General features: G+C 62.5%; 23 protein-coding genes. 14 read left to right on the top strand and 9 right to left on the bottom strand.

The window, feature by feature from the left end:
* Positions 1 to 32 precede the first annotated feature (32 nt).
* A complete protein-coding gene (locus tag RSO67_RS20875) occupies positions 33 to 1,664 on the bottom strand; it encodes a glycosyltransferase family 39 protein (RefSeq protein ID WP_315840408.1) in 1,632 nt (543 codons plus the stop codon).
* 126 nt (positions 1,665 to 1,790) lie between these two features.
* Between RSO67_RS20875 and lepA the strand changes: the two genes are divergently transcribed.
* Positions 1,791 to 3,596: a translation elongation factor 4 gene (gene lepA, locus RSO67_RS20870; protein WP_315840407.1), complete on the top strand. Its 1,806-nt coding sequence runs from the start codon at positions 1,791 to 1,793 to the stop codon at positions 3,594 to 3,596.
* Between the two features lie 5 nt (positions 3,597 to 3,601).
* Here lepA and RSO67_RS20865 read toward each other — a convergent pair whose 3' ends face one another.
* Positions 3,602 to 5,182, bottom strand: coding sequence for a hypothetical protein (locus RSO67_RS20865; RefSeq protein ID WP_315840406.1), 1,581 nt, complete (start codon positions 5,180 to 5,182; stop codon positions 3,602 to 3,604).
* Between the two features lie 277 nt (positions 5,183 to 5,459).
* Here RSO67_RS20865 and RSO67_RS20860 point away from each other — a divergent pair, with 277 nt between their 5' ends.
* Positions 5,460 to 6,680, top strand: a complete 1,221-nt coding sequence (locus RSO67_RS20860) for an ABC transporter substrate-binding protein (protein WP_315840405.1) — start codon at positions 5,460 to 5,462, stop codon at positions 6,678 to 6,680.
* Positions 6,681 to 6,768: 88 nt separating this feature from the next.
* Here the strand turns inward: RSO67_RS20860 and RSO67_RS20855 are convergent, their stop codons facing one another.
* The 4 genes from RSO67_RS20855 to RSO67_RS20840 form a co-directional block, all read right to left on the bottom strand.
* The gene (locus RSO67_RS20855; protein ID WP_315840404.1) at positions 6,769 to 7,944 is read right to left on the bottom strand and encodes an MFS transporter; all 1,176 of its coding nucleotides are present in this window, start codon (positions 7,942 to 7,944) and stop codon (positions 6,769 to 6,771) included.
* Position 7,945: 1 nt separating this feature from the next.
* Positions 7,946 to 8,977, bottom strand: a complete 1,032-nt coding sequence (arsB, locus tag RSO67_RS20850) for an ACR3 family arsenite efflux transporter (protein ID WP_315844318.1) — start codon at positions 8,975 to 8,977, stop codon at positions 7,946 to 7,948.
* Positions 8,978 to 9,008: 31 nt separating this feature from the next.
* A complete protein-coding gene (locus RSO67_RS20845; protein WP_410001904.1) occupies positions 9,009 to 9,392 on the bottom strand; it encodes an ArsC/Spx/MgsR family protein in 384 nt (127 codons plus the stop codon).
* A 61-nt stretch (positions 9,393 to 9,453) separates the two neighbouring features.
* Positions 9,454 to 9,807 carry a metalloregulator ArsR/SmtB family transcription factor gene (locus tag RSO67_RS20840; RefSeq protein ID WP_315840402.1) on the bottom strand — a complete coding sequence of 118 codons (354 nt, stop codon included), beginning with the start codon at positions 9,805 to 9,807 and terminating at the stop codon, positions 9,454 to 9,456.
* 42 nt (positions 9,808 to 9,849) lie between these two features.
* On the opposite strand from RSO67_RS20840, the gene RSO67_RS20835 reads away from it, so the two are divergent.
* Positions 9,850 to 10,389 carry a DUF6428 family protein gene (locus RSO67_RS20835; RefSeq protein ID WP_315844317.1) on the top strand — a complete coding sequence of 180 codons (540 nt, stop codon included), beginning with the start codon at positions 9,850 to 9,852 and terminating at the stop codon, positions 10,387 to 10,389.
* A gap of 37 nt (positions 10,390 to 10,426) precedes the next feature.
* Here the strand turns inward: RSO67_RS20835 and RSO67_RS20830 are convergent, their stop codons facing one another.
* Positions 10,427 to 11,434, bottom strand: a complete 1,008-nt coding sequence (locus RSO67_RS20830; RefSeq protein WP_315840401.1) for a LysR substrate-binding domain-containing protein — start codon at positions 11,432 to 11,434, stop codon at positions 10,427 to 10,429.
* A 175-nt stretch (positions 11,435 to 11,609) separates the two neighbouring features.
* On the opposite strand from RSO67_RS20830, the gene RSO67_RS20825 reads away from it, so the two are divergent.
* The 3 genes from RSO67_RS20825 to RSO67_RS20815 all read left to right on the top strand — a co-directional run bounded on the left by RSO67_RS20825 (position 11,610) and on the right by RSO67_RS20815 (position 14,439).
* On the top strand, positions 11,610 to 11,996 hold the full coding sequence (locus RSO67_RS20825) for a cupin (RefSeq protein ID WP_115031494.1): 387 nt from the start codon (positions 11,610 to 11,612) through the stop codon (positions 11,994 to 11,996).
* Positions 11,997 to 12,083: 87 nt separating this feature from the next.
* Entirely contained in the window at positions 12,084 to 13,307 is a 1,224-nt protein-coding gene (locus tag RSO67_RS20820; protein WP_315840400.1) for an FAD-dependent oxidoreductase, read from the top strand.
* 133 nt (positions 13,308 to 13,440) lie between these two features.
* Positions 13,441 to 14,439, top strand: coding sequence for a tripartite tricarboxylate transporter substrate binding protein (locus RSO67_RS20815; protein ID WP_315840399.1), 999 nt, complete (start codon positions 13,441 to 13,443; stop codon positions 14,437 to 14,439).
* Positions 14,440 to 14,508: 69 nt separating this feature from the next.
* On the opposite strand, the gene RSO67_RS20810 is transcribed toward RSO67_RS20815, so the two are convergent.
* Complete coding sequence (locus RSO67_RS20810) at positions 14,509 to 15,333, bottom strand: helix-turn-helix transcriptional regulator (protein ID WP_315840398.1); 825 nt, start codon at positions 15,331 to 15,333, stop codon at positions 14,509 to 14,511.
* A gap of 138 nt (positions 15,334 to 15,471) precedes the next feature.
* Between RSO67_RS20810 and RSO67_RS20805 the strand changes: the two genes are divergently transcribed.
* Together RSO67_RS20805 and RSO67_RS20800 are read left to right on the top strand one after the other, a co-directional pair.
* Positions 15,472 to 16,167: an O-methyltransferase gene (locus RSO67_RS20805; RefSeq protein WP_315840397.1), complete on the top strand. Its 696-nt coding sequence runs from the start codon at positions 15,472 to 15,474 to the stop codon at positions 16,165 to 16,167.
* A gap of 173 nt (positions 16,168 to 16,340) precedes the next feature.
* Positions 16,341 to 16,889: a siderophore-interacting protein gene (locus RSO67_RS20800; protein ID WP_315840396.1), complete on the top strand. Its 549-nt coding sequence runs from the start codon at positions 16,341 to 16,343 to the stop codon at positions 16,887 to 16,889.
* A gap of 474 nt (positions 16,890 to 17,363) precedes the next feature.
* Here RSO67_RS20800 and RSO67_RS20795 read toward each other — a convergent pair whose 3' ends face one another.
* Entirely contained in the window at positions 17,364 to 19,598 is a 2,235-nt protein-coding gene (locus RSO67_RS20795; protein WP_315840395.1) for a putative bifunctional diguanylate cyclase/phosphodiesterase, read from the bottom strand.
* 378 nt (positions 19,599 to 19,976) lie between these two features.
* Here RSO67_RS20795 and mepA point away from each other — a divergent pair, with 378 nt between their 5' ends.
* The 6 genes from mepA to modC all read left to right on the top strand — a co-directional run bounded on the left by mepA (position 19,977) and on the right by modC (position 24,156).
* Positions 19,977 to 20,912 carry a penicillin-insensitive murein endopeptidase gene (gene mepA, locus RSO67_RS20790; protein ID WP_315840394.1) on the top strand — a complete coding sequence of 312 codons (936 nt, stop codon included), beginning with the start codon at positions 19,977 to 19,979 and terminating at the stop codon, positions 20,910 to 20,912.
* Positions 20,913 to 21,064: 152 nt separating this feature from the next.
* A complete protein-coding gene (locus RSO67_RS20785; RefSeq protein ID WP_089262895.1) occupies positions 21,065 to 21,274 on the top strand; it encodes a molybdopterin-binding protein in 210 nt (69 codons plus the stop codon).
* Between the two features lie 2 nt (positions 21,275 to 21,276).
* Positions 21,277 to 21,774, top strand: coding sequence for a hypothetical protein (locus RSO67_RS20780; protein WP_315840393.1), 498 nt, complete (start codon positions 21,277 to 21,279; stop codon positions 21,772 to 21,774).
* A 214-nt stretch (positions 21,775 to 21,988) separates the two neighbouring features.
* Positions 21,989 to 22,774, top strand: a complete 786-nt coding sequence (modA, locus tag RSO67_RS20775; RefSeq protein WP_315840392.1) for a molybdate ABC transporter substrate-binding protein — start codon at positions 21,989 to 21,991, stop codon at positions 22,772 to 22,774.
* Between the two features lie 3 nt (positions 22,775 to 22,777).
* Positions 22,778 to 23,473, top strand: a complete 696-nt coding sequence (modB, locus tag RSO67_RS20770) for a molybdate ABC transporter permease subunit (RefSeq protein ID WP_315840391.1) — start codon at positions 22,778 to 22,780, stop codon at positions 23,471 to 23,473.
* Between the two features lie 2 nt (positions 23,474 to 23,475).
* Complete coding sequence (gene modC / locus RSO67_RS20765; RefSeq protein ID WP_315840390.1) at positions 23,476 to 24,156, top strand: molybdenum ABC transporter ATP-binding protein; 681 nt, start codon at positions 23,476 to 23,478, stop codon at positions 24,154 to 24,156.
* Position 24,157 lies beyond the last annotated feature (1 nt).

Below are 24,157 nucleotides of genomic sequence, written 5' to 3'. Positions count from 1 at the left end.
GGTTCGCCGAAAGCTGCTTCGTCAGCGAACGGCTATTTCATCGCAACAGGCGCCACCACATAGACATTCCACCGCGTGGTCGTGCCGACATTGCCCTTGAAGAAGCGCCGCGTCGACATCACGATGCGTTCGGCATTCGGCAGATTGTCCTTCATCCACGCTTCGCAGCGCTCGAATTTCCAGTCACCCACCAGGCAGATTCCGATGAAGCCGTTGCGCTTCGCTTCCTCCATTGACGTCACGCCTGACGGCCACGGCTCATAAGGCGTCAGCGGCAGCGGATGATCGGGACTGTAGAACGTCATCTGCTCGGCGACATCGACGAAGCCCACCACGTTACTCCAGCGCGTATGGAAGCGCTTGTGCCAAACCTCGGTGAGTTCACGCGCAAGCTGTGAGTAGGAGATATGAGCGAAATTGCCGTTGGCATCGCGCGGCAGTGAGGCGATGGCGATCTGCGGCGCGGCGGCGAGCGTGACCAGCGACAGGACGAGCCAGATCGCGGCGAGCCGTACCAGCGCGACCCGCGGCACCTTCAGCGATGGAATCGCGATCACGGCCAGCGGCACCAGGAAGAACAGCGAGATCCCCCAATCCGTCTTAATGTAGATGTCAAACAACAGCGCGCCGATCGGCGGGCCGACAGCGACGATGGCCTGGATCAGCCAGATATTCAGGGCCCGATCCTTGCGCACACCGGGATTAGTCGTCAGTGACCACGGCCGCTTGACGAATGCGCCGGAATCGCGCGCCAGCGACGCCCACCAGCGTGGGCCCCAGGCCAGCACCGCAGCGGCCAGACCCAGCGGCAACAGCAGCAGCGCGATATTGTGGCCGACATAACCCCATGCCAGCTGCAGACTCTCCCAGCGTGACGAGATCTTGTAGGTATCGCCGGCGTAGCGAAATGGCGCGTATTCCACCTGCCGCACCCAGTCGAAATGCGGGATCATCGCCGCCGCCATCGTCGCGATGGCGATCCATGGTGCCGGCGAGCGCAGGAACAGCATCCGCTGGGGATGGATCAGCGCGGCCAGACCGATGGCGCCAATCATCGTCACCACCCAGTATTTCGTCATCAGCGCCAGCGCAGCGGCGAGGCCAAGCAGGAAGCCCGAGCGAATCGAGCGCTTCTCGAACGCATGCAAATAGGCCAGCACTACCAGCGGCAAAGTTACCAGTTGCAGCAGGTCCGGATTGTACTTGAAGCCCTTGAAATTGAAGATCGGATAGATCGCGACCATCAGCAGCACGAAAAAGGCGCGGCGGCGATCGACCACGCGCAGCGCGATCACCCAGCAAAGGACCATGCCAATGCCGACCGTGACCATGGCGAGCAGATAGGTCGCCCAGTCCACCGGCGGGAAAAATTTGAACCAGACACCCGAAATCCAGCCCGACAGCGGCGGATGCTTGCCGTAGCCCATCAGGAACTTCTGCCCCCAAGCGTAACCCTCGGAAACGTCGAAATGGATGTCCTGCGCCGCCTTCACCTGGGTCAGGATCGCGGTCCACAGCACCACATGGGCGATCGTGAAGCCGAGCACCAGCAGGACGCTCAATTGCGGATCACACGCCCAGGCAACGAGCCGCGCAGCGCCGCGGCGGCCGATCGACAGCAAGCCCCGGCGTTTGGCGGGGGTGGAGGAAGCGATTGTACTCATGGGGCCCTGCCTAGCGTGTTTCGGGCCGGAGTAAAATCAGGATGCCGTGACGGAAACAGGGCCGGGAATCAGGCCGAAACCCGCATTAAGGTTGCCGCATCGGGGCCTGAATGCTATCCCGCGCGCATGACAACCTCCCCGATTTCGAACGTCCGCAACTTCTCCATCGTCGCCCATATCGACCATGGCAAATCGACGCTGGCCGACCGCCTGATCCAGATCACCGGCGGGTTGCAGGCGCGCGAAATGAAGGAGCAGGTGCTCGATTCAATGGATATCGAGCGCGAACGCGGCATCACCATCAAGGCGCAGACCGTTCGCCTGCATTACAAGGCCAAGGACGGCAAGGATTACATCTTCAACCTGATGGACACGCCCGGCCACGTCGACTTCGCCTACGAGGTCTCGCGGTCGCTGGCCGCCTGCGAAGGCGCGCTGCTGGTGGTCGACGCCTCGCAAGGCGTGGAAGCGCAGACGCTCGCCAACGTCTATCACGCACTCGACGCCAATCTCGAAATTGTGCCGATCCTGAACAAGGTCGATCTGCCCGCGGCAGAACCCGAGCAGGTGAAGAAGCAAATCGAGGACGTCATCGGCATCGACGCCTCTGACGCGTTGATGATCTCGGCAAAAACGGGTCTGGGCGTGCCTGACGTTCTGGAAGCCATCGTGCACCGGCTGCCTCCACCGCAGGGCGACCGCGAGGCCACGCTGAAGGCGCTGCTGGTCGATAGCTGGTACGACGTCTATCTCGGCGTCGTCGTCCTCATCCGCGTCGTCGACGGCGTCATGAAGAAGGGCCAGCGCGTCCGCATGATGGGCACCAACGCCGCCTATGATGTCGAGCGCGTCGGCTACTTCACGCCGAAGATGGTCAATGTGGACGAACTCGGTCCCGGCGAGATCGGCTTCATTACGGCCGCCATCAAGGAAGTCGCGGACACCCGCGTCGGAGACACCATCACCGACGATCGCAAGCCGGTCACCGAGATGCTGCCGGGCTTCAAGCCCGCGATCCCTGTGGTGTTCTGCGGCCTGTTCCCGGTCGATGCCGACGACTTCGAAACGTTGCGCGCCGCGATGGGCAAGCTGCGCCTGAACGATGCGAGCTTCTCGTTCGAAATGGAGACCTCGGCCGCGCTCGGCTTCGGCTTCCGTTGCGGCTTTCTCGGTCTGCTGCATCTGGAAATCATCCAGGAGCGCCTGAGCCGCGAGTTCGATCTCAACCTGATCGCGACCGCGCCGAGCGTGATCTACAAGATGCATCTCACCGATGGCGAGGAGATCGAGATCCATAATCCGATCGACATGCCGGATGTGGTGAAGATCGCCGAGATCCAGGAGCCGTGGATCGAAGCCACGATCCTGACGCCCGACGAATATCTCGGCAGCGTGCTGAAGCTCTGCCAGGAACGCCGCGGCAATCAGAAAGAACTGACTTACGTCGGCGCCCGAGCAATGGTGAAATACGAGCTACCGCTCAACGAAGTGGTGTTCGATTTCTACGATCGCCTGAAATCGATCTCGAAGGGCTACGCCTCGTTCGACTATCATCTGACCGACTACAAGGCCGCCGATCTCGTCAAGATGCAGATCCTGGTCAATGCCGAGCCCGTCGACGCGCTGTCGATGCTGGTCCATCGCACCCGCGCCGAAGGCCGCGGCCGCGCCATGGTCGAGAAGATGAAAGAGCTGATTCCGCCGCACATGTTCGTCATTCCGATCCAGGCAGCGATCGGCGGCAAGGTGATTGCCCGCGAAACCGTCCGCGCGCTGCGCAAGGACGTCACCGCGAAGTGCTATGGCGGCGACATCAGCCGCAAACGCAAACTTCTGGAGAAGCAGAAGGAAGGCAAGAAGAAGATGCGGCAGTTCGGCAAGGTCGACATCCCGCAGGAAGCGTTTATCGCGGCGCTGAAGGTGGATAGCTAGAGCCGTCAGCGGATCTCCGCGCTGTTCAACGCGTAGGCCCCACGCAGCCCATCCAGCTGTTTGCCCGTGAGCGCCATCACCTGACGATCCAGCACCATCGCCTCTGGACCACCATTGTAGGCCGTTCCCAGATAGGTCCAGAACGGCGCGCAGGCCGTGTCAGGCGCCAGCCGCTTTTTGCGGCCTTCATAATCGATCACGGTCATCGGCACATCGGGCGCAAGTCCCTCGACCCGACTGGTGTAGTATCCAGTGAGAATAACGCCTGAAATTCGCGTCCCTTCGGCAACAGAGATGCGCCAGATCGCAGGCTCATAGGCGTTTAGCACCAGAACTACTGCACCGGGTTTGCTCACTCGCAGATCGACGGGTTCGGGGTTACGTTTGCTCCCGGCGGAATGCCTGGCGCCCTTGGGCTCGTAGATCGACACGGCCTCCATGGCGGCTTCAGCAGGAACTTCCATCGTCCGGCAAGCCTGGATGGCATCGGCCGCAGGCAGCTTTGCAAGTTCACGAAGCGCGCTCGCAGCGGAACTGCCGAAACAGCTCGACCCGTCATCGGCCATCCTGAATCCATCCATGAAGGCGAGACACCCGTGCCCGATCGCGCCACGCGGCGGCGGTACATTGGCGAGCACGAGGAAGTTCTTCAAATGCGCACCGTGCAGTCCCGCGGGCAGCATCAGATCGCGCGTGATCACATAAGCGAAATTGACGCTTAGGCGAAAGTTGGGGCTGATCTTGCTGCGGTAAGGCTTGCTGAATCCGTCGGCAAACGCATCGACCTCGGCTCGCTTCGCCACGCGGATCGCGCCCTCACGTTCAAGCTGGACCAGCCCGGCCATGTCCGGATAGGTCTCCGGCACCAACACCTCGGCACGCGTCACCAGCGACGCCGGGTCGAGGAGGCGGAACCCGCCGGCATAATAGGTCAGCAGATCCTCTTCCGCTTTTGTCTCGGTCCGGCGCGATGCACCTTCTTTCGGCGCGTTGGTGAAGGAGACTGCTGGAAGCGCGACCGCATTCGCACCGTACTGATAGGCAAAACGCTCCGGCGCACGACCGAAGTAACGCTGCAGGGCGACCGCAACTTTGGGATCGCCGACGTCGCCGGTCGGCATGTCCAGGCCCGGGCAACGCGTGAGCTTGAGAAGATCAACATTGGCTGCCGGCAGACCACGCACGGCGGTGCGGTCGCGCGACGCCGGTATCACGATAGCACGCGCAATGCGGGCCACATCGCCTTCGAAGTCCCAGATCACCGAGTCATTGGCCTGCAGCAAGACGGTAATCGGCTTCGCACCACGGTCGACGAAAACACGGACGATGGTCGCCCGACCGTTCGGATCACCCAGTTGAACATTCGCCAGCGTATCGCCCTGATAGACTCTGACTGCGAGAAACTGGTGCTCGCCATTGACGGGCGCAATTTCGCAATCCGGCCCGAAGGCAGCGAATGGCGGCAGCGGCGGCGGCACGGATTGATGAAACGGGAGTTGCTCCGGACCAAGCTTGTCATATGCAGCTGCTCCTGCTGCCACCAACGCAACGCCGAACACACTGACGATAACGGCCTTCCAGTTCATCGCACCACGCTCCCCACGACCGCCCCTACAGTCGCAAACAAGCTTCAATAGGGAGTGAGAGAGGTGGCTGCATCTCGCCGATCCGGATTAAACCTGCTTTAACCTCGATGAGTCGCGCGAGGCGCAATCGCGACGTCGAAGCTACCCTCATCACGAAGAGCGCAATGGCGACTGCGGCACGCGGCACAAATTGTCCTCTTGCCTCCCCGCTCGCCTCCCCTCATGCTGCGTCCCACGACGCCGAAAACGGCGCGTATGAAAATTTGGGGAGGATTGAATGATCGCGCACCGCACGGTTGCGGCTACGACGTTTGCTGTTTCGCTGCTTTTCGGCGCTTCCGCACTGGCCCAGCAGGCCAACACGCTTCCGCTCAAGATCGGCGTGCTCGCCGACTTCGCCTCGGTCTATGCCGACATCGGCGGCCAGGGCAATGTCGAGGCGGCCAAGATCGCCATCGAGGAATTCGGCGGCAAGATGTTCGACAAGCCGATCGAGCTGGTCACCGCAGATGCGCTGAACAAGGCCGACGTCGCCGCCACGATCTCGCGCAAGTGGTACGAGGCCGAGAATGTCGACATGATCATCGACATGCCGACATCGGCCACCGCGCTGGCCGGCATGGAAATGTCGAAGCAGTTCGAGAAGATCATGATCGTCACCGACGCTGCGTCGTCGGACATCACTGGCAAGTCGTGCTCGCCCTATACCGCGCACTGGACCTACGACACCTATGGCAACGCTCACACAGTCGGCAGCGCCATCGTCAAGCAGGGTGGCGATTCCTGGTATTTCATCACAGCGGACTATCTGTTCGGCCATTCCATCGAACGTGACACCGGCGACGTGGTGCGCGCCGCGGGCGGCAAGGTGGTCGGCAGCTCCAAGCATCCGCTGAACACGGCGGACTTCTCGTCCTTCCTGCTGCAGGCGCAATCGTCCAAGGCCAAGATCATCGGCATGGCCAATGGCGGTGGCGACACCATCAACACCATCAAGCAGGCGTCGGAATTCGGCATCGTCGCGGGCGGCCAGAAGCTCGCGGGCATCGTGATGTTCATCTCCGACATCCACTCGCTCGGCCTGAAGATGGCGCAGGGGTTGATCATCACCGAGGCCTATTACTGGGATCTCAACGATCGCACCCGCGCCTTCGGCAAGAAGTTCTTCGACAAGATGAAGCGGATGCCGACCATGAACCAGGCGGCGACCTACAGCGCCACGCTGCATTATCTCAAATCCGTGCAGGCCGCAGGTACCCGTGCCACCAAGCCGGTGCTGGCGAAGATGCGCGAGATGCCGGTGCGCGACGCCTTCACCGATAACGGCGTCCTGCGCGAGGATGGCCGCATGGTGCACAGCATGTTCCTGCTCGAGGTCAAGAAGCCGGAAGAATCCAAGGCGCCGTGGGATTACTACAAGGTGCTCGCGGAAGTCCCCGGCGATCAGGTGTTCCGTCCGATGAAGGACGGCGGCTGCCAGTATGTGAAGAAGGACTGAGGGTCTTTCGCATCAGCAACAAAGGCCGTCGCCCGGCCTGGCGCGCAATTGCACGTCTGGCCGGGTGGCACGCTAGTTTTCATCGCATTTAGACAATGGCACTCGTTGCCGGCTTCGCAGCCGGGGTCCTTAGCCAAAACAGCGCCAGAAACGCGAGCGACGTCAGCCCGCCTGTGAGCGCCAGCGCGACGCGCGGGCCACCGTGATCCAGCACAAGGCCGAACAGCAGCGGCGCTGCACCCTGCAGGATGCGCGCCGGCGCGGCCAGCCAGCCGGTTCGCATGCCGTATCCGACGGCGCCGAACATGGCCAACGGAAGCGTTCCGCGCGCGATCGTGAACAGGCCATTTCCGGCACCGTGCAGAAGGGCGAATGGAAGCGCCACGGGCGCTCCGAACAGGATCAGCAATCCGGCGCCGACGGGATGCAGGCCCGCGGCCAGGCGCGCGGATATCATCGCCGACGCATGTCGTAGCAGACCGAATTCTCCGATCCGGGCCGCGACTTGCGCAGGCCCCATCAAAGCCCCGGCGAGCACGGCCTGGGCCGGCGTGGCCCCGAGCGCTTCCAGCAGGCGCGGCATATGCGCGGCAAAGGCGGTGGTGACAAACCAGGTCGCACCGAAGACGCCCGCCAGAACGATCATCGCCCATGGAATGCCTGATGTCGGGACGGCAGGCTCATCCAGATGCGCATGCGGCGGCGCCTTCGGAACGAGAAAGCGGTTGAGCGGCAGACCGATGACGATGTGCAACGCGGCCCATGCGAAGCAGGCGCCGCGCCAGCCGAAGGCATCGATCATCGCAGCACTGAGCGGCCAGCCGATGGTGCTCGCAAAACCGGCGAACAGGGTGATGCCGGTGATCGCACTGCGGGCCTGTCGCCCCCACAATCCCGCAACCGTCGCAAACGCAGCCTCATACAGGCCGAAACCCATGCCGGCGCCGATGACCAGCCAGGCCAGGGCCAGCGAGATCGGTCCCGTTGCGACTGCAAGCAAGGCCAGCCCCGCCGCAAACATCAGATTGGTGGCGACAAGGACGTCCCGGCCACCGCTGCGGTCGATCATGCGGCCGGCGAGCGGGCCGAGCAAACCCGACACCAGCAGCGCCACGGAGAACATGGCGAAGAACCACGTCCTGGACAGATGCAGGTCGTCGCAAATGGGATCCGCGAACACCGCCGGGACGTAGTAGCTGGAAGCCCATGCCAGTGTCTGCGTCGTACCGAGCGCGGATACGACTTGCCAACGAACGACTGCCACCTCAGTTCACTGCTCCCCGCTCGTACCAGCCCCGTGTCGCCTTCACGATGTGAACCACGGAGAGCATCACCGGCACCTCGATCAGAACGCCGACGACCGTTGCCAGTGCCGCGCCCGATTGGAAACCGAACAGCGCGATCGCGGCGGCCACCGCGAGCTCGAAGAAATTCGATGCGCCGATCAGGGCGGAAGGGCCGGCCACACACCAGGCGACACCAAGGCGGCGGTTGAGCCAGTAGGCGAGACCGGCATTGAAATAGACCTGGATCAGGATAGGGACGGCGAGCAGTGCAATAACCATCGGCTGCCGTGTGATCTGTTCTCCTTGCAGACCAAACAACAGCACCAGGGTCAGCAGGAGCGCGACCAGCGATACCGGACCGAGTAGCGACAGCGCCTGCGATAGCGCCGCCTCACCTCCCCTCCCCAGCAATGCGCGCCGCCAGAGCTGCGCGATCGCCACGGGTACGATGATGTACAGCAGAACGGACAACAGCAACGTCCCCCAAGGCACGGTGATGGATGACAGTCCGAGCAGAAGGCCGACGATCGGCGCGAAGGCGACCACCATGATGGCGTCGTTGAGCGCGACCTGTCCGAGCGTGAAGTTCGGCTCGCCATCGACCAGATTCGACCAGACAAACACCATCGCCGTACAAGGCGCCGCAGCAAGCAAAATCAGACCAGCCGTATAGCTATCGATCTGGTCCGCGGGCAGATACGGCCTGAACAGATGGCCGATGAACAGCCAGGCGAGCAGCGCCATCGAGAACGGCTTCACCAGCCAGTTGATCCCGACGGTCGCGGCGATGCCGCGCCAGTGCGCGCCAACGTGACCGAGCGCTCCGAGGTCCACCTTGAGCAGCATGGGAATGATCATCAGCCAGACGAGAACAGCCACCGGCAGATTGACCTGTGCAATCTCCGCCGCGCCGAGCGCATGGAAAACGGCCGGCACCCATCGGCCCAGCAGAATGCCGACGACGATGCACAGGCCCACCCAGATCGTGAGATAGCGCTCGAACAAGCCCATGACCGGAACGGAAACCGGCCTGCCGATGGCCTCACTGGTCATGACGTTGTCCTGTGATCCGCTGACCGCTCGCATCCACGACCCGGTCGCCATCCTCTTTCGAGAACGCTCCAAGCTGCGGAGTGGGCATGATGTCCAGAACCGCTTCGGATGGCCGGCAGAGTCTTACGCCCAGCGCGGAGACCACGATCGGGCGGTTCATCAGAACCGGATGGGCTTCGATGGCGTCGAGCAGTTGCGCGTCGGTCAGACTGGTGCCGGAGAGGCCCAGCTCGGCATAGGGCGTTCCCTTCTCGCGCAGGACGTCGCGCACCGACATGCCGGCGCGCGCGAGCAATTGAACGATCATGACCCGCGACGGAGGGGTTTTCAGATACTCGATGACGTGCGGCTCGATGCCGGCATTACGAATCATCGCCAGCGTGTTGCGCGAGGTGCCGCAATCCGGGTTGTGATAGATGATGACGTCGACGCTATCAGGCACGTGACAGCTCCTTGCCATCCGACGTGCATGCGGACGCCGTGGCCGGCATACAGATGTCGGGATGACCCGCGCAGCAATCCCGCATCAGGAACTGGATGAGGCCCGACAGCGCGTCGTAATCGGCGGTGTAGACAATCGAGCGGGCCTCCCGCTTCGCGCTGGCAAGGCCGGCCTGGGTCAGCTCCTTCAGATGGAAGGACACATTCGAGGCCGACACGCCTGCAGCCTCCGCGACAGCGCCGGCCGGCATCCCGACAGGACCGGCCTGCACGAGCAGGCGCACGATGCGAAGCCGTGTCTCCTGGGACAGAGCTGCGAAAGCCGACAGGGCTTGACGTTCTTCCATATTTCAATAATCCTAAAAATATCGAATCATGGAGTAACATCGATGCTGGACCTTGCCAAGCCGGAAATTCCGCCTTCGCCACAGATCACCACCGACGACATCAGCATCGGAGCGCTCCTCACCGCCTGCGACGCGGCACCGGCATTGCCTTTGGTGTTCACCTATGGCGGACACAGCATTCGGCCGGGCTACCACGTCACCGAAGTCAAGGCGGGCGCCTTTTCCGCGCTTGATTGCGGCGGCAATCCCGAAGCGTGGTCGGAGATCTTCGTGCAGTTGTGGGATATCGTCGAAAGCGACCGGACCCATATGACCGCCGGAAAGTTCGCGGCCATCATCCGGAAAGTCTCCGACCATGTCGCTCTCGATGCCAATGCGCGACTGACCTTCGAAGTGAGCGATGGCGTCGCGCCGATGCAACTACACTGCGCGGATACACCGCGCTTGGAGGGCGACAATCTCACGGTGGCGCTTGCCCCGCGTCCGGCGAGTTGCAAGCCGCGCGACCGCTGGCTGGAGGCGCAGAACAAAGCCAGCGCATGCTGCGCGCCGGTATCGTCCAAAAACACGTGCTGCCCGTAGACGCCGCCGTTCAGACCGGAGGCCTGCGACCGGGCTCTCAACGATCGCGCACGGTAGAGCCCGCGATCATCATCCTTTGCCGCCTTCGGTCGTTGTGCTGCGTCGATCCGCGAGGCGACCAGTCTCTTTTGGCAAAGCTCCTGGCGAGGAACCGGAATGCGCTGACGCCTGGGCTTGCGACAGCAACCATGCCCGGAATGCTTGCAGGATTCCCGGCTTTCTCCTCCGGACAGGCGAAATAGTACGAACCGACGCTTTTCAGCGTCAGGCTCGACAACACCTTCAGCTTGCCCGATCTGAGTTGATCGGAGATCAGGAATTCGGGAAGCAGAGCGACGCCAAGACCGGAGCTTGCCGCACTGATCAGCGTGGACTGGATATCGAAACGCGGCCCGCGGATCACATTCGTGCCGCCAAGCTCCGCGGCATCGAACCACCGACGCCATGCATCGGCGCGTGTGACCAGATGCAGAAGCCGCAGTTCGGCGACCTCGCCCGGCGGCAATTCGCCGCGCCTGCCGATTAGCGCCGGAGATCCGACCGGCAGCAGAATTTCGTCGAACAGATAGTCCGCCTGCGTGCCGGGCCAGTCCGACTCGCCGAAGTACAGCGCGCCATCGAGCGCGGTTTCGCTGAAGAAGAAGCGCGTGTTGCGCGCACTGATATTGACGGCGACGCCCGGATGGCGCGCATAGAAGTCCGGCAGGCGCGGAATGAGCCATTGGGCGCCGACGGTGGGCAGCGCCGCGACGTCCAGAACCATGCCGTCGGCCTCATAGCCCATGATCTCGAGCGCATCGCGCTCGATCCGCTCGATCGTCTGCGCCACGCGGGTGCTGTAGGCCGCCCCTGCCCGCGTTAACGTGATCCGCTTCTTGATGCGATGAAAGAGCTTCACGCCGAGCTGCGTCTCCAGCTGCGCAATCTGGCGCGACACCGCGCTTTCGGTCAGCGCGAGTTCGCTGGCGGCGCGCGTGACGCTGAGGTGCTTGGCAGCCGCGCTGAACGCCATCAGCGCGCCGAGGCTCGGTATTCTGCGGCGCATAGTTCATTCCAAAAACGCAAGATGTCCGCAGATTAAATTGTTTGCACGCCTAAGCACAAGGCAACAATCTCCCCGCAGATGACAAAAGTCGTGGTGGGCAGCACCTCAAGACATGCAGACTGCAGCGCGGTGCCCCGTGCAGGCGCTTCGGTCAACAACTTCAAGGAGCACATCAGTGGCCGTCAACAAATTGCACGATGAATTCCATACGCTCGACATGGAGAGCGGCTGGCAATTGCCCGAGGGCTACGATCCCGCCTCGGGCGCGCTGGAGAAGATCCTGTCCGGATCGCTCGATACCGCGAACAAGCGCGGCAGCCGGACGCGCCTGCTGAAGTTCCCTCCGGGTCTCTTCACCAAACAGCAGATCGTTCACGACCACTGGGAAGAAGTCTTTCTCGTCTCCGGCGACCTGATCGTTGGCAACGACGAGAACGGGCAAGGCGGCACGCCGTTCGCTGGCTACACCTACGCCGTCAGACCGCCAGGTGCCTGGCATGGTCCGTTCAAATCCGAGGGCGGCTGCCTGCTTCTCGAAATGCACTACTACGATCCCGCCTGAGAGCGAGAGACGATGACGGCAGCCCCTTTCGGGGGCAGCCGATCAGCGCCGATGCTCCCTGAAATCCCCGCAAGAGGTCTTGATAGAATGAGTAATGCGAAGCTTCCCGTCATCATCGCTGGTGCAGGGCCGGTCGGCATGGTGGCTGCCGCAGATCTGGTGCGACAGAACATTCCGGTTCTGGTGCTCGAGAAGAACGACGCGCTGAGCAGCGAGTCGCGCGCATCGACATTCCATCCGCCCACACTGGACATGCTCGACGATCTCGGTTTCGCCAGCACGTTGATTGCACAGGGACTGAAAGCGCCGACGGTGCAGTACAGCTCGTCCGAGGACGGTGTGCTCGGCACATTCGATTTCGCGGCGATTTCCGATCTGGTGCGGCATCCGTTCCGCCTGCAGGCCGAACAGTTCAAGCTCACGCGCATCATTCTGGACGCCCTGTCCGGCAATCCATTGTTCTCGATCGCCTTCGGCAGCGAGGTCAAATCGGTCGAGCAGACCAGCGATGCCGTCAAGGTGGTGGTCACGGCCAACGGCCACGACACGACACATGAATGCGCCTGGCTGATCGGCGCCGATGGCGCGAACAGCATCGTTCGCCGCAGCCAGGACATGGAATTCGAGGGTTTCACCTGGCCCGAGCGCTTCCTCGTGATGACGACACCGGTCGATTTCACCGCGCTTCGCCCGGGCGTCTCGTCGGTCAGCTATGTCGCCGATCCCGAACGCTGGTACTTCCTTCTGCGTATCCTCGGCGCATGGCGCGTAATGATGCCGGTGGCCGCGGAAACATCCGATGAGGAAGCACTGTCCGAAGCCTATGTGACGGAGTCGATCCGGCGGATCGTTCCCGCAGAGCTGGACGCCCCCATCCTCCATACGACGCTCTATCGTGTGCACCAGCGCGTCGCCGCGAATTTCCAGAAAGGCCGCACGTTTCTGGCCGGTGACGCCGCTCATATCAACAATCCCCTCGGCGGCATGGGCATGAATGGCGGCATTCATGATGCCTTGAACCTGACCGCGAAGCTGGGTCCGGTCATCAATGGTACGGCCGATGAGCGCATTCTCGCCGATTACGATCTGCAGCGCCGCACGGTCACGATGCAGGCTATTCAGGGCGACACCATCCGCAACAAGAAAAACCTCGAAGCGAAAGACGAAGCCGATCGCGCGCGTTTCCGCGACGACATTCGCGCAGCAGCCGCCGATCCGGAAAAGGCACGAGCGCTATTGCGCCGGATCGCGATGCTCGACTCGCTTGAGCGGGCCGGTGCGTTGCATGTGGCTGAGCACCGCCCGGGGTGATCAGCAACTCTCTCTGAGACGATGTCGACGGCAACCGGTCACTCGGCTGGATAAGAACCGCGGCAGTGGAAGCGCCAGTAAGCCTGGAGGAGCCAACACCATGGTTCCCAAGATGTCATGCAGGAGTTTCAGAATGCCAAGCAAGGATTTACGGATGAAGTGGACGACGTTTCTTTTGGCGGCGCTGGTAGCGCCTGTCGCCTTGGGCGTGCCCGGCGCGGCAGCGGCCGGCTTTCCGGAAAAAATGATCACAATCGTGGTCCCTTATCCGGCTGGAAGCACGGCGGACGCGATTCCACGACTGGTGGCTCCGCTGATGTCGAAGTCGCTCGGCGTCACCGTGATCATCGAGAACCGCGGCGGCGCCAACGGCTCGATCGGGGCGGCTCGCGTCGCCGCTTCGCCAGCGGATGGCTATACGATTCTGCTCGCGACAACCGGCATGATGGCGATCAATCCGTGGATCTATGAAAAGCCCGCCTATAATTCCGAAAAGGATTTCGCGCCCATCACCAATGGCGCCTCGACGCCGAACATCCTGGTCGTCAATCCGTCGGTCAAGGCGAACTCGCTGAAGGAACTGGTGGCGCTGGCCAAGGCCGAGCCGGGCAAGCTGACATTTGCGTCAGCAGGTATCGGCAGCACGAGCCATCTGTGCGGCGAGACACTGAAGGTGCTCGAAGGCATCGATGCCGTCCACATCCCGTATCAGGGCGCGGCTCCGGCACTTCAGGACGTCATCGGTGGTCAGGTATCCATGATGTGCGACAACCTGTCGAATACGGTCCAGCAGGTGCAAAGCGGAGCATTGAAGCCCATCGTCGTGACCGCCGCTGAACCAAGCAAGCAGTTGCCCAATGTGCCGACGTCACCGCAGGCAGGCTATCCCGATCTCCTCGCAGGCAACTGGTACGGTTTTGTCGCTCCATCGGCGACCCCCAAGGACGTGATCGAGAAGCTCAACACATCGATCGTGGAGGCTTTGCGAGATTCAACCGTTTCGGCTCGCCTGGAAGGCCTTGGTTTGACCGTGATCGCGGACAAGCCCGATCAGTTCGGAGCGGCTATCGCCAAGGATTCTGCGCGGATGGAAAACATCGTGAAGCGCTCGAAAGCGAAGATTTCCAACTAGGGAATCTTCCGCGTGCAGAGGGGCACAGACGAGGCAATATCAGCGTGCCGGCGCGGAACCTTCTCTTGATTATCTCGCTGTCGCACCTCGGCCGGAATATCGCTCCGCCATGTACCTGCCCGGTGAGGTGCCGAGCGTCTTGCGGAACATCGTCACGAAGCTCGGTACGCTCTCATAGCCGAGGTCGGCAGCCACCTGTTGAATCGAAGCGCCGCCGGCCAGCCATTGTACAGCCAACATGACGCCAAGTTGCTGGCGCCAACGTCCGAAGCTCATTCCCGTCTCGCGGCCGATCAGCCGCACAAGCGTCCGCTCGCTCAGGCCCGCTCGCCTCGCCCAGCCCTCGAGCGAGCTGCGCTCCGCCGGAGCGGCCATCATCAGGTCAACCAAGGCGCGCAGCCGCGGGTCGGCCGGCATCGGCAGATGCAAGTCTTCGACCGTGGCAGCCGCGAGCTCGTCGAGCAGCACCGCCATCAACCGTGAATTCGCACCGTCCTCGTCGTAGAACAGCGGCAGGCTGGCGGCACGGAACAGCAATTCGCGCAGCAGCGGCGTCACGGAAACCGAGCAGCAGCGTTGCGGCAGGCGCGAGTCGATGTCGGCCGCGACGAACGCGCTGTAGCCTTCGAGCGAGCCCGTCGCCTTGATGGCGTGGAGCGCGCCACTTGGTATCCAGACCGCGCTGCGCGGAGGTACGATCCACAATCCGCCTTCGACCCGGCAGCTCAGTGCACCGCGCTGCACGAGCATGATCTGACCCTTGGCATGGCAGTGCATGTCGAGCTCGATCGTGCCGACCTTGTTCGACGCCACGCCATAGGTGACCACCGGGCGCGCAACGTCGTCGGGCTCGATCCAGTCGGACGCAACGGAGCTGTCTGTGAGAATGGGCATGGTTCGACCTAGCATGCGTTTGGCGCGAATGGATAAGAACTTGTCCAGACTTGGTAATGACGCCAGAGCCGCCGCGCTCTATCCCGCACGGACCGGTCGAGGCCGACCCGGCCGCGACGACCACCGAAAGAGGCACTCATGACTTCACTGGACAGCGTGCGGGTTTCAGAAACCCTCGACCAACTCCATGCCGACGCCGATGCGACGGATTGCGACTTCATGGCCAGGATGATGGCGCGGTTCGAGGCATCGGGCGAGACGGTGGAAGATGCGGTCGGCAAGCTGATTGCTGAGGAACGGGCGGACTACCGAACGACGTATCGCGGTCACGCCGATCATTTCCTGGCCATTTCATCTGCCTATGGCCGCTTCCTCTACGCCATCGCTCGCGCCCGGCGGGCGACCCGGATCGTCGAGTTCGGTACGTCGATGGGGATCTCGACGATCTACCTCGCGGCTGCACTTCGCGACAACGGCGGCGGAAAGCTGATCGGCTCCGAGCTTGAGCCCACGAAGGTGGCAAGGGCGCGGGCCAACCTTGACGCGGCGGGCCTCGCCGATCTGGCGGAGATCCGCGAAGGCGATGCGCTGGAGACGCTCAAAGAGGTCGGCGGCGAGGTGGATGTCCTGCTGATCGACGGCGCATTCTCGCTTTACCTGCCGGTGCTCAAGCTGATCGAGCCGCGCTTGGCGTCCGGAGCCGCGATCCTCGGGGAGAATGCGTTCGCGCAGGATTATCTCGACTACGTCCGCAATTCCGCCAACGGCTATCTGTCCCAGCCGCTTGCCGTCGACGAAGGTCGCGGCAACGAATTCACCGTGCGGGTCGCCTGATGCCGGCGGAGAGCGTTAAGGGACGTCTCGATGGTGTGCTGCGCCGTATGCTCATGCGACGCGCGACCATCTCCGCATGCAGACCGATCGCCGAACGGTTTCACCTGATCACACTTGAAGGTCCAGCGCTTCAAGGCGTGTCCTGGGCGCCTGGCCAGAAGGTGCAGATCGCGATGGCCGCCCCATTCGTCACACGGACCTATACGCCGATCGAATGGGACGCGTTGACCGGACGGACCCGCATTCTTTGTTACGTACACGGCGAAGGTCCCGGGAGCGCCTGGGCTCGGGACGTCAAGCCCGGCCACGAATGCGACGTCTTTGGCCCGCGGAGTTCGATCGACCCGCATCCTGCATCGGGACCGCTCGCTGTGTTTGGCGACGAAACATCGATCGGCCTCGGCTATGCGCTATCCGGTCGGTATCCCACCCGATCCGCCGCGCTTCATTTCGAACTCGACGACACAGAAGCCGGCAAGCACGTGCTGAAGCATCTTGATCTTTCGGGCGTCGCTCTGTTCGAGAAACGTACGGACGATGCGCATGTCGAGCAGATGGCGGCAGCCCTTCCATCGCTCGTGGCTGCCGGGGCATCGTTCGTGTTCGCCGGAAAGGCCGCGACCGTGCAACGGCTGCGACAGAGCCTCAAACAGCTGGATGTCACAACTCCACGCATCACGACCAAGGCCTATTGGGCACCCGGCAGGGTGGGCCTCGACTGAGTGTCGCCATCGCACGCGGACGTCGCCGATATTTGCCTCTGGGCGGAGAGCCGACGTTTGGTGGCCGAATGAGCCCGTTGCCTGGATCGCTCCCTGCAGAGCTTCAAACTATCCATTGACTTTAATCCTATATTGGATTACTGTCGCTGAAGCCTGATCGATTGCTGCGTGCTCATGACACACAGCATCGATCAGACTGCAGCGGCGGCCCCGGTCATCCGGGCAGTTGCTGGTGGAGCGCCGGGAGGCGCAGCGTTCGCTCGGCGGGCTTCGCACCCCCACCGATGTCGTAACGCGTGCGTCTCTCCTGCGGGATTCGCAATCCCGCCGGTGCTGACGTGCGGGCCGGCCCTCGCAAGGCCAGCCTCAAGGGGTCTCGCAAACCCCTGGCGCCTCCCGGCGCTCCATTCTCGCAATGGGAAACGGGATGAAGGGTTGTCCGCACCCTCGCCGAAGCGGAGACCGGCGCGTGCCTTATGCGACCTGCGCGCGGACGGACAGTTCCGCGTCCGGCGCAGCAATGGCCTGAGCGCGCAGCAGCTCGATGATCTCCTCGTTCGGTCGCGCGCGGCTGAAGAGGAAGCCCTGCCCTTCATGGCAGCCTTCGCTGCGCAGGCAGGCGAGTTCGGATTCGGTCTCGACGCCTTCCGCCGTGATGGTGACACCGAGGCCCATGCCGAGGCTGATGATCGAGCGCACAATCGCCTGCGCATCACGATTGGAGCCGAGATCGCGCACGAAGGACTGGTCGATCTTGATCTTGTCGAACGGAAAGCTTCTGAGATAGCTCAGCGACGAATAGCCGGTGCCGAAATCATCCATGGATATGCGAACGCCGAGCGCGCGCAACGCGTGCAGGGTCGCCAGTACCTGATTGCTCTTTTCCAGCAGCAGCGTCTCGGTGATCTCCAGTTCAAGCCGCCGTGGCGGCAATCCGGAATGCTTCAGCGCATCCATCACCACCGAGAGCAGATTGCCGACGCGGAACTGCAGCGGCGACAGATTGACTGCGACGCGCACTTCATCGGGCCAGCGCGCAGCCTCGTTGCAGGCACGGCGCAGTATCTGCGTGCCGAGCGCATTGATCAGGCCGGTATCTTCTGCGACCGGGATGAAATCCGCCGGCGAAATCATGCCGCGCTCCGCATGCGGCCAGCGCACCAGCGCCTCGCAGCCGGTGATGCGGCCGGTCTTAAGATCGATCAGCGGCTGGTAGAATGGCCGCAATTGATCGTCCTGAATCGCAGCACGCAGATCGATTTCGATCTTGCGCCGCGCTTGCGCGCGAGCGTCCATGCCGGACTCGAAGAAGCTGAAGGTGCCGCGCGAGTCGTTCTTGGCGCGCGACAACGCCATGTCGGCGTTCTTGAGCAACCGCTCGGATTCGTCGCCGTCGCTCGGCGCCATCGCGATGCCGATGCTGGCGCCGATGACCACCGAATGACCGTCGAGCAGATAGGTTTCACCGACGGCGTCGAGCAGCCGCCGCGCCAGCAGCACCACATCCTCGGGACGATTGATGCCGGTCTGGATAATGGCGAATTCGTCGGAGTTCAGCCGCGCCAGCGCATCTTCCTCACGCAACGACGACCGCAGCCGCCGCGCCACGCCGCGCAACAGCTTGTCGCCGATACCATGGCCGAGCGTGTCGTTGACGCCCTTGAAGTTGTCGAGGCCGAGAAACAGCACCGCGACCTTCTCGCCGGTGCGCCGCGTATGTGCGAGGACCTCGTCGAGACGCTGACGCAGCAGGTTGCGATTTGGCAGGCCGGTGAGGCCATCATGATGCGACATGAAAGCCAGCCGCATCTCGGCACGCTTGCGCTCCGTGATATCCATCAGCGCCAGCATCACGGCTGGCTCCTCGTTGTAGACGAGGTGCCGCGAATAGATCGCCAGATCAATCAGCGAGCCGTCGGCCTTGACGTGTTTCCAGGTCCGCGCGGCCTGCTCGTCATTGGCATGATCGCCGACCCATGGCGGGGCGGCCTCGAAGGCCTGCAACTGGCGGATGGTGAGCTTCTCGAACTCCGGACGCGTGTAACCGTAATGCTCGATCGCGGCGTCGTTGACGCTGAGGATGCGTTCGTCATCGAGTGCGCACACGATCATCGGCACCGGATTGCTCTCGAACAGCAGGCGGAACGACGCCTCGCGCTGTTTCAGCTCGGTGATGTCGACGCGCAGACCAACGACACCGCCGTCTTCGGTGAGCCGCTCTTCGATCAGAACGACGCGGCCGTCGGCCAGAACCTGTTCGTGACGTTCACCTGGATGGAACAGTTTGGCGACGCGTTCCGCGATCCATTCGTCCTCGCGACCGATGGCTTCAGGATAGTCGCCGCGCTCGACACCGACGCGGATCGTGTCCTGCAAACGCGCGCCGGGCACGAACTGATCCGAGCTGCGGTTGTAGATTTCCGCGTACTTCTTGTTCCAGAGGATGTAGCGCCCATCGGAATCGAGAAACACGATGCCTTGCGGCAGGATGTCGATCGCCTCGCGCAGACGCTCATGAGATTTGCGGGCTTCCGCGATCGCCGCCTCGGCCTGGGCACGCTGGCGCACGATCTCGCGGATGGGACCGCTGACAAGACCCTTTTTGGGCGCCAATTTCGGCTCAGCCGCCATCGCCCGGCTCGGCCGGGTGATCCGAGACGCCAGTCCGGCTTTCGCTTTCTTTTTCGCTTCGGGCCGGAACTTCGGCATCAATGATCCACTCGCAACGCGCGTGTGACAATCTGTGCAAGAAGTGTCTGAAAAAACGGTATCAATGCCCGTTCATAGCAACCGATTACCGTCAGAATTGCGCGCCTGTACACATCCCGTGCCTTCACAACAGGCAAAAGCCGTGGACCTATGGTTACTCATGTCTGGACAGCAGCGGGTCACGCGCGATCATCCCCGCCAAGTGAGAGCCGCAAGCGGCTCGAAATGCTGATAAAACGACTGAACTGGTGGCAACAGTAGGACTGGCAAACCCAGACGCAAAAAAAAGCGCCAGCGTCAGACATGGTTATCCGCGCGTTAAAATCACGCGTCCCGCAGGTCACTCACCTCATCGACAGCTTCAGCTATAGTCGCAAGATGAGCCTTCGTCTGATTCTCAGCCTCATATCCCTGCCGGCCGTCATTGCTTCAACGTCGCTGGCGTTGGCGCAAACCATAGGCAGCGTCGATCCAAAACCGCTGCCGCCGCTAACCAATCCGAACGACCCGACCATCGGCGCCAAGGAATTGTTTGGCCGCAAGGTACTGCCAACGAAATCGCCGGTGCGCGTGGTCGGCTTCTACGCCAAGGGCTGCATCGCAGGCGCCGAAGCCCTGCCGATCAACGGACCGACCTGGCAGGTGATGCGGCTGTCGCGCAATCGCAACTGGGCGCATCCCCAACTGGTCGAGCTGCTGGAGCGGCTGTCGGCTAAGGCCAACAAGAATGCTGGCTGGCCAGGCATCCTCGTCGGCGACATGTCTCAGCCCCGCGGCGGGCCGATGATCACAGGTCATGCCAGTCATCAGGTCGGGCTTGATGCCGATATCTGGCTGACGCCGATGCCGAACCGCCAACTCTCACGTAACGAGCGCGAGGAGATGTCGGCGGTGATGATGGTGCGGCACGACCGGCTCGACATCGATCCGACCACCTGGACACCGACCCATCTGCCGGTGATCCGCGCCGCGGCGATGGAGCCCAGCGTGGAGCGCATCTTCGTCAACGCCGCCATCAAGAAGGCGCTGTGCCGTGAAGCCAAGGGCGACCGCAGCTGGCTGTCGAAGGTGCGGCCGATGTACGGCCACGATTATCATTTCCATGTCCGCATCAAATGCCCGGTGGGCAGTACCGAATGCGAAGCCCAGCCACCGCCAAACGAAAGCGAAGGCTGCAGCGCCGGTGACCTCGCTTACTGGTTCAGCGATGCCGTGCTGCACCCCAAACCGCCGCCGGTTCCGCCCAAGCCGAAGCCGCCCATGACGCTGGCAGAAATGCCGGCCGCGTGCCGACAGGTTCTGACGGCACCGTGATCGGCCGACTGGCTATCGCATTGTCGTGAAACCGGGTTAGAACACGCCATCGTTGTGCCGTAAGCCGACGATCAACAATGGGCGCCCCTCCCGAACTCCCTGTCGTATCAGCCGTGGCTGTAGCTGCCCGGCACAATCCTGCGAGATCCAACATGCGCATCAGTGCACGCAACCAGATCAAAGGTACTGTCCTCGAAGTCACCAAGGGCGCGACCACATCCCATGTCCGCGTCGACATTGGCGGCGGCCAGGTCGTGACCTCGTCGATCACCAACGAAGCCGTTGACGATCTGGCGCTCAAGGCCGGCGGCAAATGCATCGTCGTGGTGAAAGCCTCCGACGTCATGATCGCGGTGGATTGATCATGCGTGCGCGTCTGATTGTCGCGCTCACCCTGCTGGGTTCGGCGCCCGCATGGGCTGCCGAGCCAAGCGGCTGTGACAAATTCAAGTGGCCGATCGACAAGGAGCGCGCTGCACTGACGGCACAGGATCGCCCCAAGATTGTCTCAGGTGCCGAACTCGCAATTCCCGCTGCAGCGACACTCGATCTGAAGACACCCGCCGAGGCGAAGCTGCCGTCGTCACCGGAGCGAAAGCCGAAAGACGGCACATTTGCAGGCTTTGCGCGCTTTCAGAAGGCGCCGAAGGCCGGCACATACACCGTCAGCCTGTCGTCGGCGGCGTGGGTCGACGTGGTCCAGGATGGCGAGATCCTGAAGCCGATGGAATTCAGCGGCGCAACCGACTGCGCCGGCATCCGGAAGACCATCAAGTACGATCTCGCGGCAGGTTCGTTCGTGATCCAGGTCAGCGGCGTGACCGAGAACAGCATCAGTCTGGCCGTGCTGCCGTCCGAGTGACGATGGTTCTGCTTTTCGCGACCTGAGCCCTTGGAGGTCTTCGTGTCGAGGGGCCTTTACCCTCTTGGCCAGCCTGATATTATTCCCCAGCGATATCCCTGCGGACCGTAAGTCCGCGGGATTGCCGGAACGGCGCTTCCGCCTGTCGCATGTCCCACCCAACCAACGCCTGAGTTGCGCGCACTTTGCGATGCGCTCACGCATGGAGCGCCACATGAACCATTTTACCGGACTTTTCGCTGCGTTCTCGATCCTGCTCGGATCGACCTTCACGCCTGCCCATGCGCAGGACAAAGCCCTGACCGTGTTCGCCGCAGCGTCGATGAAGAACGCCCTCGACGAGCTCGATGCCGCCTACACCGCCAAGACCGGCGTGAAGATCACCGCCAGCTATGCGGCTAGCTCGGCGCTCGCTAAGCAGATCGAACAGGGCGCACCGGCCGATGTCTTCGTGTCCGCCGACACCGACTGGATGGACTACGCCATCGGCAAGAAGAACATCAACGTCGCCACGCGCACCGACCTGCTCGGCAACAGCATCGTGCTGATCGCCGCAAAGGACGCCAAGCTCGACAACGTGACCATCGGTCAAGGCTTCGATCTCGCCAAGCTCGCCGGCGACGGTAAGATCGCTACCGGCGATGTGAAGTCCGTGCCCGTCGGCAAATATGCCAAGGCGGCGCTGGAGAAGCTTGGCAGCTGGAGCGCGGCCGAGTCCAAATTCGCCATGGCCGAGAGCGTACGCGCTGCGCTGACGCTGGTCTCACGCGGCGAAGCCCCGCTCGGCATCGTCTATGCGACAGATGCCAAGATCGATCCGGGTGTGAAGATCATCGGCACCTTCCCGTCGGACTCGCATCCGGCGATCATTTATCCGGTCGCGGCGACCACCACCGCGAAGACCGAAGCTGCCAACTATCTGGCCTTCCTGAGGTCATCGGCCGCAAAGACGGTTCTTGAGAAGTACGGCTTCACGTTCCTGGTCAAGCCGACGTCCTGACACGTGTCCGACATCTCCCCTGAAGAATGGACGGCGATCCTGCTTTCAGTCAGGGTCGCCGTGATCGCGACATTGATCTCGACGCCGATTGGAATCGGCGTCGCCTGGCTACTCGCGCGGCGTGACTTCTGGGGCAAGCAGATCATCGACGCCATAATCTATCTGCCGCTGGTGCTGCCGCCCGTCGTCACCGGCTATCTGCTGCTGTTGCTGCTCGGTAAACGCGGCATTCTCGGCGCGTGGCTCGCCGAACATCTCGGCATCGTCTTCGCCTTTCGCTGGACGGGTGCCGCGCTCGCATGCGGCGTGATGTCATTTCCTCTGCTTGTGCGGCCGATCCGGCTCTCGATAGAAGCGGTTGACCGGCGGCTCGAGCAGGCGTCGAGCACGCTTGGCGCATCGCCGTGGAAAGTATTTGCAACGGTGACCTTGCCGCTGGCGCTGCCCGGCGTCCTGGCCGGCATGGTGCTCGGCTTCGCCAAGGCCATCGGCGAATTCGGCGCCACCATTACTTTCGTCTCAAACATTCCCGGCGAGACCCAGACGATTTCCTCCGCGATCTACTCGTTGATCCAGACGCCCGACGGTGACGCGGCAGCCTCACGTCTGGTGATGATCTCCATCGGCATCGCCGTACTGGCGCTTATCGCTTCGGAATGGTTCGCGCGCCGCGCGACGCAACGACTGCACGGAAACTGATCGTGCTGCGCGTTGATGTGTTCAAACAACTCGGCGAATTTTCAGTCGACGTCGCCTTCACCAGCGAAGGCCGTGTGACGGGCCTGTTCGGCTCCTCGGGTGCGGGCAAGACCTCGCTGGTCAGCATGATTGCCGGCCTCGTGCAGCCGGATCGCGGCATCATCGCCGTGGATAGCGACGTGCTCTATGACAGCAGCGCGCGCGTCCACGTCCCGCCGCATCGGCGCCGCATCGGCTATGTGTTTCAGGATGCGCGACTGTTTCCGCATCTGAGCGTCGCGCAGAATCTCGATTACGGTCGCCGGATGAACCGTCTGACACGCGATCCCGCTGAGGAAACACGCATTACGGAGATGCTTGATATCGGACATCTGCTCGATCGTCGTCCTGGCGGCCTCTCGGGCGGTGAACGCCAGCGCGTGGCACTGGGACGTGCGCTGCTATCGCAACCGCGGCTGCTACTGCTCGACGAACCGATGGGTGCGCTCGACGATGAGCGGAAGGCGGAGATCCTGCCCTATCTCAAGCGGCTGCGCGATGCAGGCGATGTGCCGATGATCTTCGTCAGTCACGATGCCGACGAGATGCGGCAACTGGCGACGCAGGTAGTGATGCTGAAGCGTGGCCGTGTCGCGGCCTTCGGTGGCACCGAGATCCTGCCGCGTATCATCCCGGCAGCCTGAG

Source organism: Tardiphaga sp. 709 (genome assembly GCF_032401055.1).
In the GTDB taxonomy this organism is placed as follows: domain Bacteria; phylum Pseudomonadota; class Alphaproteobacteria; order Rhizobiales; family Xanthobacteraceae; genus Tardiphaga.
Note: the sequence above shows the minus strand (reverse complement) of the source record. Positions and strands in the feature narration are given on the sequence as shown.

Excerpts from the sequence above, each read along its gene's own strand:
- RSO67_RS20875 (WP_315840408.1), bottom strand. The coding sequence starts at position 1,664 with ATGAGTACAATCGCTTCCTCCACCCCCGCCAAACGCCGGGGCTTGCTG.
- lepA (WP_315840407.1), top strand. The coding sequence starts at position 1,791 with ATGACAACCTCCCCGATTTCGAACGTCCGCAACTTCTCCATCGTCGCC.
- RSO67_RS20865 (WP_315840406.1), bottom strand. The coding sequence starts at position 5,182 with ATGAACTGGAAGGCCGTTATCGTCAGTGTGTTCGGCGTTGCGTTGGTG.
- RSO67_RS20860 (WP_315840405.1), top strand. The coding sequence starts at position 5,460 with ATGATCGCGCACCGCACGGTTGCGGCTACGACGTTTGCTGTTTCGCTG.
- arsB (WP_315844318.1), bottom strand. The coding sequence starts at position 8,977 with ATGGGCTTGTTCGAGCGCTATCTCACGATCTGGGTGGGCCTGTGCATC.
- RSO67_RS20845 (WP_410001904.1), bottom strand. The coding sequence starts at position 9,392 with ATGATTCGTAATGCCGGCATCGAGCCGCACGTCATCGAGTATCTGAAA.
- RSO67_RS20840 (WP_315840402.1), bottom strand. The coding sequence starts at position 9,807 with ATGGAAGAACGTCAAGCCCTGTCGGCTTTCGCAGCTCTGTCCCAGGAG.
- RSO67_RS20835 (WP_315844317.1), top strand. The coding sequence starts at position 9,850 with ATGCTGGACCTTGCCAAGCCGGAAATTCCGCCTTCGCCACAGATCACC.
- RSO67_RS20830 (WP_315840401.1), bottom strand. The coding sequence starts at position 11,434 with ATGCGCCGCAGAATACCGAGCCTCGGCGCGCTGATGGCGTTCAGCGCG.
- RSO67_RS20820 (WP_315840400.1), top strand. The coding sequence starts at position 12,084 with ATGAGTAATGCGAAGCTTCCCGTCATCATCGCTGGTGCAGGGCCGGTC.
- RSO67_RS20815 (WP_315840399.1), top strand. The coding sequence starts at position 13,441 with ATGCCAAGCAAGGATTTACGGATGAAGTGGACGACGTTTCTTTTGGCG.
- RSO67_RS20810 (WP_315840398.1), bottom strand. The coding sequence starts at position 15,333 with ATGCCCATTCTCACAGACAGCTCCGTTGCGTCCGACTGGATCGAGCCC.
- RSO67_RS20805 (WP_315840397.1), top strand. The coding sequence starts at position 15,472 with ATGACTTCACTGGACAGCGTGCGGGTTTCAGAAACCCTCGACCAACTC.
- RSO67_RS20800 (WP_315840396.1), top strand. The coding sequence starts at position 16,341 with ATGGCCGCCCCATTCGTCACACGGACCTATACGCCGATCGAATGGGAC.
- RSO67_RS20795 (WP_315840395.1), bottom strand. The coding sequence starts at position 19,598 with ATGCCGAAGTTCCGGCCCGAAGCGAAAAAGAAAGCGAAAGCCGGACTG.
- mepA (WP_315840394.1), top strand. The coding sequence starts at position 19,977 with ATGAGCCTTCGTCTGATTCTCAGCCTCATATCCCTGCCGGCCGTCATT.
- RSO67_RS20785 (WP_089262895.1), top strand. The coding sequence starts at position 21,065 with ATGCGCATCAGTGCACGCAACCAGATCAAAGGTACTGTCCTCGAAGTC.
- RSO67_RS20780 (WP_315840393.1), top strand. The coding sequence starts at position 21,277 with ATGCGTGCGCGTCTGATTGTCGCGCTCACCCTGCTGGGTTCGGCGCCC.
- modA (WP_315840392.1), top strand. The coding sequence starts at position 21,989 with ATGAACCATTTTACCGGACTTTTCGCTGCGTTCTCGATCCTGCTCGGA.